Source organism: Pseudomonas fluorescens (genome assembly GCF_003732425.1).
GTDB lineage: Bacteria > Pseudomonadota > Gammaproteobacteria > Pseudomonadales > Pseudomonadaceae > Aquipseudomonas > Aquipseudomonas fluorescens_BE.
The window spans coordinates 1-15,742 of the sequence record NZ_MOBX01000002.1 but is presented as its reverse complement, the minus strand read 5'-3'; the positions used below and the strand labels follow the sequence as shown (position 1 = coordinate 15,742).

The following is a 15,742-nucleotide window of genomic DNA, read 5'->3' as shown; positions in this document are numbered from 1 at the left end:
AACGTCCGAAGCCTTCGCCCGGAAATGTCACTCCGACTCTGCCAGCAAATACGCCAACAACGCCGATTGCGACGATTCTTCCGACGCTGAACTCTGAAAAAACTGCCCGACCTTGCAGCGCAAAACCGCCTCGGGAAATGCCTCGAACAATGCGGGATGCTCCTCGCTCAGCCACTGCACAGCGTTGCCGACCCAGACTTCATCCCCCGCCGAAGCCAACACCGAGTCAGGCACCGTCCACCAAGGAAAAACACGCCCCGAAACCTGCGCGCGCCCCCCGATTTCCAAGGCCTGACCATTGATCAGTCCGCGTGAAATCACCGGCAACAGCTGCGCAGCAGCCACGGCATCGGATTGCAGGATCGGCAACAAAAACCGGCCATCCCAAAATCGAAAGAACACCGCTTTGCCATCCGGCATCAGCACCTGCGTCAGGCTGCGAAAATGCTCGGCCAGCACTTCGAGGCTCGCCGAAGATACCGCTAACCATCCCCAGTCGCGGGACTCGGTAGCCGCCACCCAATCGAGAAACTCACTGTCCGCCGCGACAATTCCCACATAGGGCATCACCGCGTCCCACTCGGCGTATATCGTGTCCGCCCAGATCGGGCTCTGCGCCACCGGCAGCGGCGGCTTGGCATCACTGGCATTGCTGAAGATCACGAACAACTGCTCCGAGGGCTTCAGCGGCTCACGCGCCAGCCATGCGCGTGGCTCAAGAAAGTCAGGCTGCACAGACACCATCCTTGCAACGCTCACATTCCTCACAGAATGGTGCATCGCCTTTAAAGCTCATGATTTGCGCGGCCGTCAGCATTGCCGCCGGGGCCGCCGCCAATGTATCCGGCAACCCCGGCACACTCGGCGCCGCACTCATCGCCGTCATCGGCGCGCCACCCACAACAATCGGTACGCTGCTGAAAATCCCGCCGGGGCCGATGTTGATCCACTGCCCGCCCGCCTGAATCGTCGCGCTGGCGCCGCCGTCGATCACCACTTGCTGACCGGCGCTGACGTGGAACTGCGCACTGGCGCTGGTCGCCTGATTGCTGACGCGGATATGTCGATCGCCGACTACCGTCAGATGATCGTCCTGCCTGACTTCGGCCTGACGCTGGCCATGAGTGATGCGTTGTTCGTCAGCCTTCAATTCATGCTTGGCCATGCCCGTGACGACGATGCTGCGCGCGTTGTCGACCTGCACCTGTTGATCGTGCAACACATGCTGGGTCCAGTTGCGTTGGGCGCGCAGGTAGATTTCCTCGGCGCCTTTTTTGTCCTCGATGCGCAGTTCGTTGTAGCCCCCGCCACCGGGGCTGCTCTGGCTGCGGAAGATACTGCGGGTTTTGTCGGCGGGGAGATCCAGCGGCACTGGGGTGGCGGCGTTGGGCAGGCAACCCATGACCAGCGGCTTGTCGGCATCGGCATCGATGAAACCGACCAGCACTTCCATGCCGACCCTCGGGATCAGCACGCTGCCGTAGCCGTCGTGCGCCCAACCGGTGGCGACCCGCAGCCAACAACTGGAATGCTCGTTGAGTTCGCCGTCGCGATCCCAGGCCAGTTGCACCTTGACCCGCCCGTGCTCGTCGCAGTGGATTTCGCTGTCCTGCGGTCCAGTGACAACGGCCGGTTGATAGCCGAGCATGCGCGGCTTTTCCGGCCCCAGGGCTGGCCGGAAGAACACATCCCACGGCGTCGCGAGAAAGGTATTACGGTAACCCTGGAATGCGTCCCCATCGCTGGTCACCGATTCCTCCAGCACTTGCGGCTGTCGGCCTCGGTGTTCGATGCCGGTGAGCAACCACAGGTCGTTCCAGTCCTGACGCGGATGCTCGCTCAGTTGCAGGAAATGTCCACAAACCAACGCGGATTCATCGCTGATGCCCTCGGCCTGACGGTAATCGGCGATATGCCGTTCAAGAGCACGCTGGGCCAGGTGCTTGCCGGTTTCACGATCATTGAATTGGCCGGGAAAGTGGTAGTCCTCCAGCACCGGACGTTGCTCGCCGTCGATGCGACTCTCCAGTTGCAGGCGTGGCTTTTCAAAGTTGTAGTCACGCCGGGTGACCACGCTGGTGCGGGTTTCCACGCGCACGTTGAAGCGCTTGATCGCCGGCGCCTCGGCAGACATTCCGCTTCCGGGCAGATACAGGGTGGACGCAGCCAATCGCGGGAATACGGTTTGATCATCGCCGAACACCAACAGGTGACCTTGCGGGCTGTGCTGAAAGTGGTAATGAATGCCGACCTCGGCACAAACGCGCTGGATAAAGGCCAGATCGCTCTCGGCGTACTGCACACAATACTCACGCACCGGGTATTCGCTGCCGAGGCGAAATTCAAAGGCATCACGCAGGATCGAATGATCCTTGAGCACTCGCGCGACAATTTGCGGCACCGTCAGATGCTGGAAGATCCGTTGATTGATCCGCTGGCCGAGGTAGGTCAGACGCGGGACCAGGCTGATGTGATAGCGCGTCAGACGTTTCCCGGAATCGCCCTGCCCGACCTGATAAATCTGACCGTGGATACCGGAACCCTGTGCATCCAGACTCAGAAACGCCTGACAGTGCAGCAGGCTTTCAAGGTCCAGATCCGGCCGCTCGCTGACCAGTTCCAGTTCGAAGCGATAGGGTTGGCTGATGGCTTCCTTGCCCGTGAACTCAAGGACTTTGAGGTCATGTTGGGCGCCTTCGAGGGTCAACGTGAAACGCGGTTGATTGGCAGGCGCGAACATCCGATGTCTCTCTGCAGAATGAAGGGCGGGCGATTCTGCATGAGGGGCAAGGGGTGATGAATGGGCGACGAGAAAATCAGATTTGCCCTACCTTCATTGACGAAAAACCCTGCAAAAAGCGGCGCCTTCAACTACAGACAAGCCTCCAAAACCACCACCGAACCCTGTGGGAGCGAGCCTGCTCGCGAAAGCGGCATGTCAGTCAACACATTCATTGAATGATCAATCGCATTCGCGAGCAGGCTCGCTCCCACAATGGATTTCCACAGGATCCGAGAAATCACAGGCACAAAAAAACGGCCCGTCTCCTGTAGGAAACGGGCCGTTTTCCGGTGAGCATCAGCTCAGAACAATCACTTGTTCAGGTGGAAATCTTTTTCCGCCGCTTCGAAGCGCTGCACCATGCCTTTGGTCGGCTCGCCCATTTTGCTGACGATGTAGATGGCCAGGCTGGCGAAGATGAAGCCCGGGATGATTTCGTACAGACCCAGCAGTTCGAAATGCTTCCAGACCACCACGGTGATCGCGCCGACCAGGATACCGGCGAGTGCGCCGTTGCGGGTCATGTCTTTCCAGACCACCGAGATCAGCACAACCGGACCGAACGCAGCACCGAAACCGGCCCAGGCGTAGGACACCAGGCCCAATACGCGGTTTTCCGGGTTGGCGGCCAGGGCGATCGCGATCAGTGCAACCAACAGCACCATGGCGCGACCGACCCAGACCAGTTCAACCTGGGAGGCGGATTTACGCAGGAAGGTTTTGTAGAAGTCTTCGGTCAGGGCGCTCGAGCACACCAGCAACTGGCAGCTCAGGGTGCTCATCACCGCAGCCAGAATGGCCGACAGCAACACACCGGCAATCCAAGGGTTGAAGAGGATCTTGGCCAGTTCGATGAACACACGCTCGTGGTTCTCGGTCACGGGACCGGCCACTTCCGGGTGTGCCGAGAAGTAAGCGATGCCGAAGAAGCCGACGGCCACGGTGCCGCCCAGGCACAGGATCATCCAGGTCATGGAAATGCGACGCGCCTTGGCGATCGATTTCACCGAATCCGCCGCCATGAAACGCGCGAGGATGTGCGGTTGGCCGAAGTAGCCCAGACCCCAGCCCATCAGCGAGATGATGCCGATGAAAGTGGTGCCTTTGAGCATGTCGAAGTTGCTTGGATCTTGCGCTTCGATGGCCAGGAACGTGGTGTCGACACCACCGGTGGCCAGCAGCACGATGATTGGCGTAAGGATCAGCGCGAAAATCATCAGCGTGGCTTGTACGGTGTCGGTCCAGCTCACTGCCAGGAAACCGCCGATAAAGGTGTAGGCAATCGTCGCCGCAGCACCGGCCCACAACGCCGTCTCGTAGGACATGCCGAAGGTGCTTTCGAACAGACGGGCACCGGCCACAATGCCGGAAGCGCAGTAGATGGTGAAGAACACCAGAATCACGATCGCCGAGATGATCCGCAGCAGGCCGCTTTTGTCTTCAAAACGGCTGGCGAAGTAGTCCGGCAGGGTCAGAGCATCGCCGTTGTGCTCGGTCTGCACGCGCAGACGGCCGGCAACGAACAGCCAGTTGAGGTAGGCACCGATGACCAGACCGATGGCGATCCAGCTTTCAGACAGACCGGACATGTAGATGGCGCCCGGCAGGCCCATCAACAACCAGCCGCTCATATCGGAAGCACCGGCCGACAGCGCGGTGACGACGCTACCGAGGCTTCGACCGCCGAGGATATAGTCAGAAAGGTTGTTGGTGGAGCGATAGGCCATCAAGCCAATCAGCACCATTGCTGCGATGTAGATCACGAACGTGATCAGGGTTGGATTGCTTACGCTCATTGAGTTACGCCCTGGCTTTGTTTTTATGTAGCGGCGGTGGTGAACCGCTCGCAAACGACGACGTTTGGCAGACGATCCGGGATCCCGCGCATTTAGGACTGATGTTTCCCCAGGAAAGCCATCAGCCGGTACACCGGGTTATTCCCGGTTGCACCTAGGGCGCGAATGCTATGCAACAAATCAAATAAGGTGCAACCAGTTTCGTGAGAATAAGTTGCACCCAGTCGGATTTATCGACAATCACCCCGTTTTTGCTCCCTTTTGTGGCAGTCATGGCCCTTTGCTAGAAGCAAAAGCACCAAGCGGGAGCGGTACTTTCGTACCGGAAAATAATTCCTGACGAGCTGCCTATTATTCCGACAAAAAAAGGGTTGCACCCGGTTGCACCTCTTTCAGCGCACGGCTAATCTTGCCGCCAGCTGATGCCACGCAACTGTGGCAACCATGAGGATAAAAATATGGCTACCACCACCCTTGGGGTCAAACTTGATGACCCGACCCGCGAGCGCCTGAAGGCGGCCGCGACCTCGATTGATCGCACACCGCACTGGCTGATCAAGCAGGCAATTTTCAATTACCTGGAAAAACTCGAGGGTGGTGCAACCCTGACCGAGCTGAACGGTTTGACCGCCAAGGACGCCGATGAGGCGGGCGAAGTCCACACCGATCACGCCCACCAATGCTTCCTCGAATTCGCCGAAAGCATCCTGCCGCAATCCGTACTGCGCGCTGCGATCACCGCCGCTTACCGTCGCCCTGAGCCGGAAGTGGTGCCGATGCTGATTGAGCAGGCTCGTCTGCCAGCCCCGATGGCTGAAGCCACTAACAAACTCGCCGCTTCCATCGCGGAAAAACTGCGTAACCAGAAAAGTGCTGGCGGTCGTGCAGGCATTGTTCAGGGTCTGCTGCAGGAATTTTCCCTGTCGTCCCAGGAAGGCGTGGCTCTGATGTGCCTGGCCGAAGCGCTGCTGCGTATCCCGGACAAGGGCACTCGTGACGCCCTGATCCGCGACAAGATCAGCACCGGCAACTGGCATCCGCATTTGGGCAACAGCCCTTCGCTGTTCGTCAACGCCGCCACTTGGGGTCTGCTGCTGACCGGCAAGCTGGTGTCCACCCATAACGAAGCCGGCCTGACTTCTTCGCTGAGCCGCATCATCGGCAAGAGCGGTGAGCCGATGATCCGCAAGGGCGTCGACATGGCCATGCGCCTGATGGGCGAGCAGTTCGTCACCGGCGAAACCATCGCCGAAGCACTGGCCAACGCGAGCAAGTTCGAAGCCAAGGGTTTCCGCTATTCCTACGACATGCTCGGCGAAGCGGCACTGACCGAGCACGACGCGCAGAAGTACCTGGCGTCGTACGAACAAGCCATTCACTCGATCGGCAAAGCCTCCCACGGCCGTGGGATTTATGAAGGCCCGGGCATCTCCATCAAGCTGTCGGCACTGCACCCGCGTTACAGCCGTGCGCAGTACGAGCGCGTGATGGACGAGCTGTACCCGCGTCTGCTGTCGCTGACCCTGCTGGCCAAGCAATACGATATCGGTCTGAACATCGACGCCGAAGAAGCCGACCGCCTCGAACTGTCACTGGATCTGCTGGAGCGCCTGTGCTTCGAGCCGCAACTGACCGGCTGGAACGGCATCGGTTTCGTTATCCAGGCGTACCAGAAGCGTTGCCCGTACGTGATCGATTACGTGATCGATCTGGCCCGTCGCAGCCGTCATCGCCTGATGATCCGCCTGGTAAAAGGCGCGTACTGGGACAGCGAAATCAAACGCGCTCAGGTCGAAGGCCTGGAAGGCTATCCGGTTTACACCCGCAAGGTGTACACCGACGTTTCCTACATCGCTTGCGCACGCAAACTGCTGTCGGTGCCGGAAGTCATCTACCCGCAGTTCGCCACGCACAACGCCCACACCCTGTCGGCCATTTACCACATTGCCGGTCAGAACTATTACCCGGGCCAGTACGAATTCCAGTGCCTGCACGGCATGGGTGAGCCGCTTTACGAACAAGTTGTAGGCAAGGTTTCCGAGGGCAAGCTGAACCGTCCGTGCCGCGTGTACGCACCGGTCGGTACTCATGAAACCCTGCTGGCGTACCTCGTACGTCGCCTGCTGGAAAACGGCGCGAACACCTCGTTCGTCAACCGCATCGCCGACCAGTCGATTTCGATTCAGGAGCTGGTGGCCGATCCGGTGGCGCAGATCGAACAGATGGCGACCGTGGAAGGTGGGTTCGGCCTGCCGCACCCGCGCATTCCGCTGCCGCGTGATCTGTATGGTTCCGAGCGCGCCAACTCCAGCGGCATCGACATGGCCAACGAACATCGTCTGGCTTCGCTGTCCTGCGCCTTGCTCGCCACTGCGCACAACGACTGGAAAGCCGCGCCGATGCTCGGTTGCGCCTCCAGCAAGGAAACGCCGGCAGCTGTTCTGAACCCGGCTGATCACCGTGATGTAGTCGGTCATGTTCAAGAAGCCACCGTCGAAGACGTCGACAACGCCATTCAATGCGCATTGAACGCCGCACCGATCTGGCAGGCCACCCCGCCCGCCGAGCGTGCGGCGATTCTGGAACGTGCCGCTGATTTGATGGAAGGCGAGATCCAGCCGCTGATGGGCCTGTTGGCTCGCGAAGCCGGCAAGACCTTCGCCAACGCCATCGCCGAAGTCCGCGAAGCGGTCGACTTCCTGCGTTATTACGCGGTGCAGGCACGCAACGATTTCAGCAACGACGCCCACCGCCCACTGGGCCCGGTCGTGTGCATCAGCCCGTGGAACTTCCCGCTGGCGATCTTCAGTGGCCAAGTCGCTGCCGCACTGGCTGCCGGTAACCCGGTACTGGCCAAACCGGCCGAACAAACCCCGCTGGTGGCTGCTCAGGCTGTGCGCCTGATGCTTGAGGCCGGCATCCCGGAAGGCGTGCTGCAACTGCTACCGGGGCGCGGTGAAACTGTCGGCGCAGGTCTGGTTGGCGATGAGCGCGTCAAAGGCGTGATGTTCACCGGTTCCACCGAAGTTGCGCGCCTGCTGCAACGCAACATTGCCGGTCGCCTCGACAACCAGGGCCGTCCGATTCCGCTGATCGCCGAAACCGGTGGCCAGAACGCAATGATCGTCGACTCTTCGGCACTGACCGAACAAGTTGTGATCGACGTGGTGTCCTCGGCTTTCGACAGCGCCGGTCAGCGCTGCTCGGCGCTGCGGGTACTGTGTCTGCAGGAAGATTCCGCCGATCGCGTCATCGAAATGCTCAAAGGTGCCATGGCCGAAAGCCGTCTCGGCAACCCTGAGCGTCTGTCCGTGGACATCGGCCCGGTGATCGACGCCGAAGCCAAGGCTGGCATCGACAAGCACATCCAGGGCATGCGCGACAAAGGTCGCAACGTCTACCAGGTCGCTATCGCCGACACCGAAGAAGTCAAACGCGGCACCTTCGTCATGCCGACGCTGATCGAACTGGAAAGCTTCGACGAGCTGCAACGCGAGATCTTCGGTCCGGTGCTGCACGTGGTTCGCTACAAGCGCAAAGAGATCGATCAGTTGATCGGCCAGATCAACGCTTCCGGTTATGGCCTGACACTGGGTGTGCACACGCGCATCGACGAGACCATCGCCAAGGTGATCGACAACGTCAATGCCGGTAACGTCTACGTCAACCGCAACATCGTCGGTGCCGTGGTCGGCGTGCAGCCGTTCGGCGGCGAAGGCCTGTCGGGTACTGGCCCGAAAGCCGGTGGCCCGCTGTACCTGTACCGCTTGCTGTCGACGCGCCCTACTGACGCCATCGAACAATCCTTCGCTCGCGGTGATGCTGCCGTGGCCCCGGATGTTCGTCTGCGCGATGCCATGAGCAAACCGCTGACCGCGCTGAAAGCCTGGGCTGACAGCAACAAATACGCAGACCTGAGCACCCTCTGCGCGCAATACGCTGCGCAATCGCAAAGCGGTATCACCCGCGTGCTGGCCGGTCCGACCGGTGAGAAGAACAGCTACGCCATCCTGCCGCGCGAACACGTGCTGTGCCTGGCGGACGTTGAAGGTGATCTGCTGACGCAATTGGCGGCGGTATTGGCGGTAGGTGGTTCGGCGGTGTGGCCGGAATCCGACATCAGCAAGGCCTTGTTCGCACGCCTGCCGAAGGAGATTCAGGCGCGGATCAAGCTGGTTTCCGACTGGAATAAAGACGACGTGGTGTTTGATGCGGTTCTGCATCACGGCCATTCCGATCAGTTGCGCGGCGTTTGCCAGCAGATTGCCAAGCGTGCCGGCGCGATCGTTGGGGTTCAGGGCTTGTCCCAGGGCGAGACCAACATTGCGCTGGAACGTCTGGTGATTGAGCGGGCGTTGAGTGTTAACACGGCTGCGGCGGGTGGTAATGCGAGCTTGATGACGATCGGTTAACACCCGATAAACCGGGCCGCCGCAATGGCCGCCCGGTACGAAATATCATGTGGGAGCGAGCCTGCTCGCGAAGACGGAGTGTCAGTCGACATCAATGTTGCCTGACTTACCGCTTTCGCGAGCAGGCTCGCTCCCACAGTTGTTATGGGGTGTCTGTTAAGTCGGCGCTCTGGCCCAACATCACGCCCATCAATCATCCTGTTCAGCCTTTATCCGCACGCCTAGACTCGGCCCAACCCCAATTTCAGGTAGGCCGCCATGTCCGAGACGCTGCTCAGTTCCCGCAATCTGGCTTTCGAGCTGTATGAAGTCCTTGATGCCGAGGGCCTGACCCGGCGTGAGCGCTTTGCCGAGCACAACCGCGAGACTTTCGACGCCGCCATTGGCACCGCGCGCAGCATCGCCGAGAAGTACTTTGCGCCGCACAACCGCAAAGGCGACGAGAACGAACCGCGCTACGAGGACGGTCAGGCGATTCTGATTCCTGAAGTGAAACCGGCGGTGGATGCTTTCCTTGAAGCCGGATTCCTCAACGCCGCGAGAAGTTTCGACGCCGGTGGCATGCAACTTCCTACATTGCTGTCGCAAGCCTGCTTCGCCCATTTCCAGTCGGCCAACGCTGCTTCTACTTCGTACCCGTTCTTGACCATGGGCGCGGCCAACCTGATCGAGAGCTTCGGCACTGACGAGCAAAAACAGCGCTTCCTGCAGCCGATGATCGATGGCCGCTTCTTCGGCACCATGGCGTTGACCGAACCCCACGCCGGTTCATCGCTGTCGGATATTCGTACGCGCGCAGAGCCGGCGTCCGACGGCACTTATCGCCTGAAGGGCAACAAGATCTTCATTTCCGGCGGCGATCATCCGCTGTCGGAAAACATCGTGCACATGGTCCTGGCCAAGCTGCCGGACGCTCCGCCGGGGGTGAAAGGTATTTCGCTGTTCATCGTGCCGAAGTTTCTGGTCAACGATGACGGCAGCCTCGGCCAGCGTAACGACGTGCTGCTGGCTGGGTTGTTTCACAAGATGGGCTGGCGCGGCACAACCTCCACTGCGCTGAACTTCGGCGATAACGGTGAGTGTGTCGGTTATCTGGTGGGCAAGCCGCATCACGGTCTGAGCTACATGTTCCAGATGATGAACGAGGCGCGGATCGGTGTCGGCATGGGCGCGGTGATGCTCGGTTATGCCGGTTACCTGTATTCGCTGGAGTACGCCCGCGAGCGGCCGCAAGGCCGGGTGCCGGACAGCAAAGACCCGACCACCGCGCCGGTGGCGATCATTCAGCACGCCGATGTAAGACGCATGTTGCTGACGCAGAAATCCTACGTCGAAGGGGCATTTGACCTCGGCCTGTACGCCGCACGTTTGTTCGATGACACCACCACGCTTGAAACCGAAGCCGAACGCAAGCAAGCACACGAACTGCTGGACCTGCTCACGCCGATCGTCAAATCCTGGCCGTCGGAGTTTTGCCTGAAGGCCAACGAACTGGCGATCCAGATTCTTGGCGGCCACGGTTATACCCGCGAGTACCCGGTGGAGCAGTATTACCGCGACAACCGCTTGAATCCGATTCACGAAGGCACTCACGGCATTCAGTCGCTGGATTTGCTCGGGCGCAAACTGGCGCAGAACGGTGGCGCGGGGCTCAAACAACTGATTCGCCTGATCGCCAACACCGCTGAACGCGCGACGGCGTACGAATCGCTGACCGCACTGCGTGAGCCGCTGGAAAAACTGGTGGCGCGCCTGCAAACGGTGACCATCGGTTTGTTGACCGATCTGGCGCAGGGCAAGGTCAACAGCAGTCTGGCGAACTCGGCGTTGTACCTGAAGGTGTTCGGGCACACGGTGATTGGCTGGCGCTGGCTGGAGCAGGCGACTCGTGCCGAGGAAGGGCTGGCCAAGGGTAATGCGGCGGATGCTGACTTCTATAAAGGCAAGTTGCAGGCGGCGCGGTATTTCCTGACATGGGAAGTGCCGGGCTGCCACCATGAACTGGCGTTGCTGGAGACGCGGGATGATACGTGCCTGGCGATGCGGGATGAGTGGTTCTGATCCAGGATATCTTTAGCGGCTGAAATCCAATCGCGAGCAGACTCGCTCCCACAGGGTTTTGTGTTGTTCACAGGGTTTGTGGACACACCGGACCCAATGTGGGAGCGAGCCTGCTCGCGAAGGCGTCAGTTCAAACAACATACCTGTCAGGACAGTTTGAACCCACCCATCTGCCGCGCCAGATCATCCGCCAGCTTCTGCAACATCTGGCAGTCTTCGCGACAAGCCCTGACCTCTCCCGCCGTCGCCCGCGCCAGATCGGAAATACCCTGCACGTTGCGATTGATTTCTTCAGTGACCGCCGACTGCTCTTCGGTCGCCGTCGCCACCTGATGGTTCATATCGCTGATGCGCTCGACCTGCCCGGTAATCGCCGTCAACGACGCGCCGGTACGCTGGCTCGACTCAACCCCGGTGCCGGTCGCCGCCTGCCCGGTGCGCATCGACGATACGGCGTTCTCAGCGCCCTGCTTGAGGCTGCCAATCATCTGCTGGATTTCATCGGTAGATGCCTGCGTGCGGCGCGCCAAAGTGCGTACTTCATCGGCGACGACGGCGAAACCGCGCCCCATATCCCCGGCCCGCGCCGCTTCGATGGCGGCATTGAGCGCCAACAGGTTGGTCTGCTCGGACACGCCGCGAATCACCGCCAGCACCGAATCAATAGAAGCCACTTGATGCGCCAGCTCCCCGACTGCCCCCGCCGCGACGCCAATCTCATCGGACATGCTTTCAATATGCTTGATCGAGCCGCCAACCACTTCCCGCGCCAGCATCGCTTCATCCCGCGCAGTTTGCGAGGCCAGCGCCGCGTTACCAGCGTTCTGCGCAATCTCCTGCACGGTCAGGCCCATTTCGTGCACGGCGGTCGCAACCATGTCGGTCATTTCCTGCTGACGGCCAGAACGTTCGGCGGTGTTCTCCACCACTTTCGCCACTTGCCCTACGGCCGTGCGCAGACGCTCGCTGGTGGTCAGCACTTCGCCGATCATCCCGCGTTGACTGTCGAGGAAACGGTTGAAGCCGCGAGCGAGGTCACCCAGCTCATCAGCGCGGCTGGAATCTAACCGGTGGGTCAAATCTCCCCCACCGCTACCGATTGCTACCAGTGCGGCTGTTACTTGGCGAATCGGCCGCACCAAACCTTGTGCCAGCCACACCACCAAGGCGAGGCACACCAGCGCCACCGCCAGACCGATGCCGCCACTCATCCACATCGCTTTACGGGCTTCGGCATAGATCTGCGATTGCGGCACTTCGGCCACCAACGTCCAGCCCAAATCACGCAATGGCAGACTGAAGGCGAGGAAGTCTTCGCCATCCCTTTGGAAGTTACTGCTGATGGCAGTTTTTTGCCCCATGAGCGCCTGCGCGGCTGAAGCACCAATCTGCTCCGTAAGCGTGCGTTTACCGCTGAACTGCGCCTCGGGATGCACCTGGATCAAACCGTCGGAACGCACGAGATAGACCTTGCCGCGCTCACCAAAGCTGAAGTTGTGAATCAGCTCCGACAGCTCTTTCATGCTCAAACCAAGTCCGGCCACGCCGACCACTTTGCCGGCTTGCTCGACCTTCAAATCGATGAACAGCGCCAATTCTCCGGTCGCCCCGTCGTTGTCGATATTGAGGGTGCGCGGTTGATTGCTGTCGAGGAAGGAATAGAACCAGGCATCGGCCTGTTTGGCGCGACTGAGGGTGCGGTCCAGGCCTTTTTCGGTGATGTAGTGATTGGATTCAGTGCCGATGATCAAAGCAGTGAAGGCTTTATGTTCGGCGCGGATGCCTTCCAGATACTGCGCGAAGCCCGCTGTTTTGCTGCTGTCTTCGCCAGTGGCGAGCCAGTCACGCACCATGGTGTTGCTGGCGATGTCCTTGGCCGCCGTCAGCGGTTGCACGAGGATGCGTTCGATATCGTTGCGCGTCGCTTCAATGCTCGACGGCAGGGCTTGTTCGACCAGATAGCTCTGGGCGAGGCGGTTGACCACCAGGGTATAAATGCCAACCACGATCAGGATACTGACCAGCAGGGCCGTGCCCATGCTGAGAATCAGCTGCCATTGAATACTGCGTCGCCACAACTGCATGGAGCACCCCCAAAGAATAAGTGGCCGAAACAATGCAACAGCCGTGCCGATTGTATACAAACAATTCGACAATCTATTCTTTGGTTGTGCGCATCTCCATTAACCCTGGTTGATGGTCTTGGCGATGGTGTCGACCGTGGCGCTGACTTGCTCTTGGTAACGGTCGAGTTCTTCCTGGTGTTGCTTCTTCATTTCGATCTGCTGCGAGCACAGATTCATCGCCGCCAGTACCAGCAAGCGGTCACCGATAAGTGTCGGGTATTTGCGCTTGGTGTCTTCCAGCGCTGCCTTGAGCATCATGGCCGCGTCCAGCAGGGTCTGTTCTTCCCCGGCCGGTGCCTTGATCGAATAGTCCTCCCCGAGAATGGAGACGACTTTTACCCCTGCTGTGTGGTGGTTCATGCGCTGACAGGACCTGCGTTGACGCGATCAACCAGAGCTTGAATGCGTGCAGCGGTGGCGCCGTGCTTTTCTTCCTGCTCCATCAGGTTCAGTTGCAGGCTTTCGTTTTCATCCTTGGCCTGGGCCAGTTCCGTGGACAGGGTCTGGTTGGTTTGCGCGAGGGTCTGGTTCTGTTGCACCAGGTCGCTGACGAGCTGTTCCAATTGGCTGAGGGATGCTTCCAACATTTTGATCTTCCAAGCGTTTTTCAAAGGGCGCGTACGATAAAGAAAAGTCATCACGGATGCCAGGGATAAACCGGCGCAAAGCCTTGATTTTCCTGGTGGCCGACCGTTCTCGCGAGTTTTAAAGACTGTGATCTGCCGATCTGGTTCCTGCACTTCGTCGCCCAGGCCTTTCTGCGACAAATACGCACACTGCCTCAAGACTTAAGTCGTATGACCGATAAGTCATCCATACAGCAGTCTCTGCCCGCATGGATGCGGCCCTCTCTTGGTATCCGTCCATGTCCCTTCGCAATATGAATATCGCCCCACGGGCGTTTACCGGCTTTGCCCTGATCGGCGGCCTGATGCTGATTCTCGGCGTGTTCGCGCTGAACCAGATGAGCAAAATCCGCGCTGCTGGCGAAAACATCGCTACTGAAAGCGTGCCGTCGATCAAAGCCCTCGATGAATTCACTCAATTGACGCTGCGCCTGCGGGTGTTGTCGTACCGGTTGCTGATCAACCGTGAACCGGACGTGCAGCAGAAAACCATCGAGCTGTTCGATTTGCGCAATCGGCAGATTGCCGACGCCCAGCGTGCCTACGAACCCCTGATCGATGGCCCGCAAGAGCGTGCGGCCTACGACCAATACGTGCAGCTCCTGGGGCAGTACCGTCAACTCGAAGACCGGATGAAAACCCTGTCGCGCAACAATCAGATCGATGAACTGCGGCAGATGCTCAACGCGGATTTGCTGAGCAACTCGGAAGCGGTGAACACCGCCCTGGCGCGCTTGCTGGAGATCAACACTCAGCAAATCGCCGAGACAGATAAAGGCGCGAGCGATCAGTTTGCGATGTCTTTCAACCTTGTGGTCACGTTGCTGGTGATAGCCACTGGCCTGACGTTTCTCTTCGCCTGGCTGCTGACCGTCAGCATCACCAAGCCGATTTCCGAAGCACTGGACGCTGCGGAAACCATCGCCGAAGGCAACCTGACCCAGCCGATCCACGTTGACGGCAGCGACGAGGCCGGACGCTTGCTGGCAGCAATGGCGAAGATGCAATCGAAGCTGCGTGACACCCTGCAGCGCATTTCCGGCTCGGCCACTCAGTTGGCTTCGGCGGCTGAAGAGCTGAACAGCGTCACCGACGAAAGCGCCCGTGGCCTGACCCAGCAGAACAACGAAATCGAACAGGCGGCCACGGCGGTCAACGAAATGACCAGCGCCGTGGAAGAAGTCGCACGCAACGCGGTGAGCACTTCCGAAGCCTCGAAGAACGCCACCACCTCGGCGGGCGACGGTCGTGATCTGGTGCAGGAAACCGTCAGCGCCATCGAACGCATGAGCGCCGACGTGCAGAGCACTGCCAGCCTGATCGGTGATCTGGCCAACGAATCCCGCGATATCGGCAAGGTGCTGGATGTGATCCGGGGTCTGGCCGATCAGACTAACCTGCTGGCGCTCAACGCGGCGATTGAAGCGGCACGTGCCGGTGAAGCCGGTCGTGGGTTCGCAGTGGTTGCAGACGAAGTACGTGCCCTGGCGCACCGTACTCAGCAGTCGACCAGCGAAATCGAGCGGATGATCGGCAGCATCCAGAGCGGCACCGAACACGCCGTGGATTCGATGCGCAACAGCACCGAGCGTGCCGAGTCGACGCTGAACATTGCTCGGGGTGCCGGCATGTCGCTGGACACCATCAACACCGCCATCGTCGAGATCAACGAGCGCAACCTGGTGATCGCCAGCGCCGCCGAAGAGCAAGCGCAAGTGGCGCGGGAAGTGGATCGCAATCTGGTCAACATCCGCGATCTGTCGGTGCAATCGGCGACGGGGGCGAATCAGACCAGTGCGGCGAGTAACGAGCTGTCGCGCCTGGCGCTGGACCTGAACAACATGGTTGGGCGGTTCAGCCTGTAAATTTTGAGATCAAGATCAAAAGCCCCTCACTGTAGAGACCGGTACATCCTTTACAAATTAGACCGGGGACATCG

General features: G+C 59.8%; 10 protein-coding genes and 2 pseudogenes. 5 read left to right on the top strand and 7 right to left on the bottom strand.

Annotated features, from left to right (window positions below; all coding sequences use genetic code 11):
• Positions 1-27 precede the first annotated feature (27 nt).
• On the bottom strand, positions 28-735 hold the full coding sequence (locus BK670_RS01605) for a DUF4123 domain-containing protein (RefSeq protein ID WP_123448334.1): 708 nt from the start codon (positions 733-735) through the stop codon (positions 28-30).
• On the bottom strand, positions 725-2,740 hold the full coding sequence (locus BK670_RS01600; RefSeq protein WP_123448333.1) for a type VI secretion system Vgr family protein: 2,016 nt from the start codon (positions 2,738-2,740) through the stop codon (positions 725-727). Before BK670_RS01600 ends, BK670_RS01605 begins: the two co-directional genes overlap by 11 nt.
• A gap of 60 nt (positions 2,741-2,800) precedes the next feature.
• Between BK670_RS01600 and BK670_RS29535 the strand changes: the two genes are divergently transcribed.
• The gene (locus tag BK670_RS29535) at positions 2,801-2,962 is read left to right on the top strand and encodes a hypothetical protein (protein ID WP_185036714.1); all 162 of its coding nucleotides are present in this window, start codon (positions 2,801-2,803) and stop codon (positions 2,960-2,962) included.
• Positions 2,963-3,093: 131 nt separating this feature from the next.
• On the opposite strand, the gene putP is transcribed toward BK670_RS29535, so the two are convergent.
• Positions 3,094-4,578 (bottom strand): sodium/proline symporter PutP, encoded by a 1,485-nt coding sequence (gene putP, locus BK670_RS01590; RefSeq protein WP_123448331.1) that lies wholly within the window; start codon positions 4,576-4,578, stop codon positions 3,094-3,096.
• 458 nt (positions 4,579-5,036) lie between these two features.
• Between putP and putA the strand changes: the two genes are divergently transcribed.
• Positions 5,037-8,990: a trifunctional transcriptional regulator/proline dehydrogenase/L-glutamate gamma-semialdehyde dehydrogenase gene (gene putA, locus BK670_RS01585; RefSeq protein ID WP_123448330.1), complete on the top strand. Its 3,954-nt coding sequence runs from the start codon at positions 5,037-5,039 to the stop codon at positions 8,988-8,990.
• Positions 8,991-9,248: 258 nt separating this feature from the next.
• A complete protein-coding gene (locus BK670_RS01575; RefSeq protein WP_123448328.1) occupies positions 9,249-11,051 on the top strand; it encodes an acyl-CoA dehydrogenase in 1,803 nt (600 codons plus the stop codon).
• A gap of 146 nt (positions 11,052-11,197) precedes the next feature.
• Here BK670_RS01575 and BK670_RS30125 read toward each other — a convergent pair whose 3' ends face one another.
• The 4 genes and pseudogenes from BK670_RS30125 to BK670_RS01560 all read right to left on the bottom strand — a co-directional run bounded on the left by BK670_RS30125 (position 11,198) and on the right by BK670_RS01560 (position 13,764).
• Entirely contained in the window at positions 11,198-11,929 is a 732-nt protein-coding gene (locus BK670_RS30125) for a methyl-accepting chemotaxis protein (protein WP_473086923.1), read from the bottom strand.
• Between the two features lie 135 nt (positions 11,930-12,064).
• Positions 12,065-13,090 (bottom strand): annotated as a pseudogene (locus BK670_RS30120) (cache domain-containing protein); the annotation flags it as partial.
• Positions 13,091-13,234: 144 nt separating this feature from the next.
• Positions 13,235-13,537 carry a cell division protein ZapA gene (locus BK670_RS01565; RefSeq protein ID WP_123448326.1) on the bottom strand — a complete coding sequence of 101 codons (303 nt, stop codon included), beginning with the start codon at positions 13,535-13,537 and terminating at the stop codon, positions 13,235-13,237.
• Positions 13,534-13,764 (bottom strand): hypothetical protein, encoded by a 231-nt coding sequence (locus BK670_RS01560; RefSeq protein WP_007909525.1) that lies wholly within the window; start codon positions 13,762-13,764, stop codon positions 13,534-13,536. Before BK670_RS01560 ends, BK670_RS01565 begins: the two co-directional genes overlap by 4 nt.
• Positions 13,765-14,012: 248 nt before the next feature.
• Between BK670_RS01560 and BK670_RS30115 the strand changes: the two are divergent.
• Positions 14,013-14,765 (top strand): annotated as a pseudogene (locus tag BK670_RS30115) (MCP four helix bundle domain-containing protein); the annotation flags it as partial.
• Between the two features lie 30 nt (positions 14,766-14,795).
• Positions 14,796-15,668, top strand: coding sequence for a methyl-accepting chemotaxis protein (locus tag BK670_RS30110; RefSeq protein WP_371042268.1), 873 nt, complete (start codon positions 14,796-14,798; stop codon positions 15,666-15,668).
• Positions 15,669-15,742 lie beyond the last annotated feature (74 nt).

Bases quoted from the DNA above. Each gene is read 5' to 3' on its own strand.
- BK670_RS01600 (WP_123448333.1), bottom strand. From the start codon at position 2,740: ATGTTCGCGCCTGCCAATCAACCGCGTTTCACGTTGACCCTCGAAGGC.
- BK670_RS29535 (WP_185036714.1), top strand. From the start codon at position 2,801: ATGGGCGACGAGAAAATCAGATTTGCCCTACCTTCATTGACGAAAAAC.
- putP (WP_123448331.1), bottom strand. From the start codon at position 4,578: ATGAGCGTAAGCAATCCAACCCTGATCACGTTCGTGATCTACATCGCA.
- putA (WP_123448330.1), top strand. From the start codon at position 5,037: ATGGCTACCACCACCCTTGGGGTCAAACTTGATGACCCGACCCGCGAG.
- BK670_RS01575 (WP_123448328.1), top strand. From the start codon at position 9,249: ATGTCCGAGACGCTGCTCAGTTCCCGCAATCTGGCTTTCGAGCTGTAT.
- BK670_RS30125 (WP_473086923.1), bottom strand. From the start codon at position 11,929: ATGGTTGCGACCGCCGTGCACGAAATGGGCCTGACCGTGCAGGAGATT.
- BK670_RS01565 (WP_123448326.1), bottom strand. From the start codon at position 13,537: ATGAACCACCACACAGCAGGGGTAAAAGTCGTCTCCATTCTCGGGGAG.
- BK670_RS01560 (WP_007909525.1), bottom strand. From the start codon at position 13,764: ATGTTGGAAGCATCCCTCAGCCAATTGGAACAGCTCGTCAGCGACCTG.
- BK670_RS30110 (WP_371042268.1), top strand. From the start codon at position 14,796: ATGGCGAAGATGCAATCGAAGCTGCGTGACACCCTGCAGCGCATTTCC.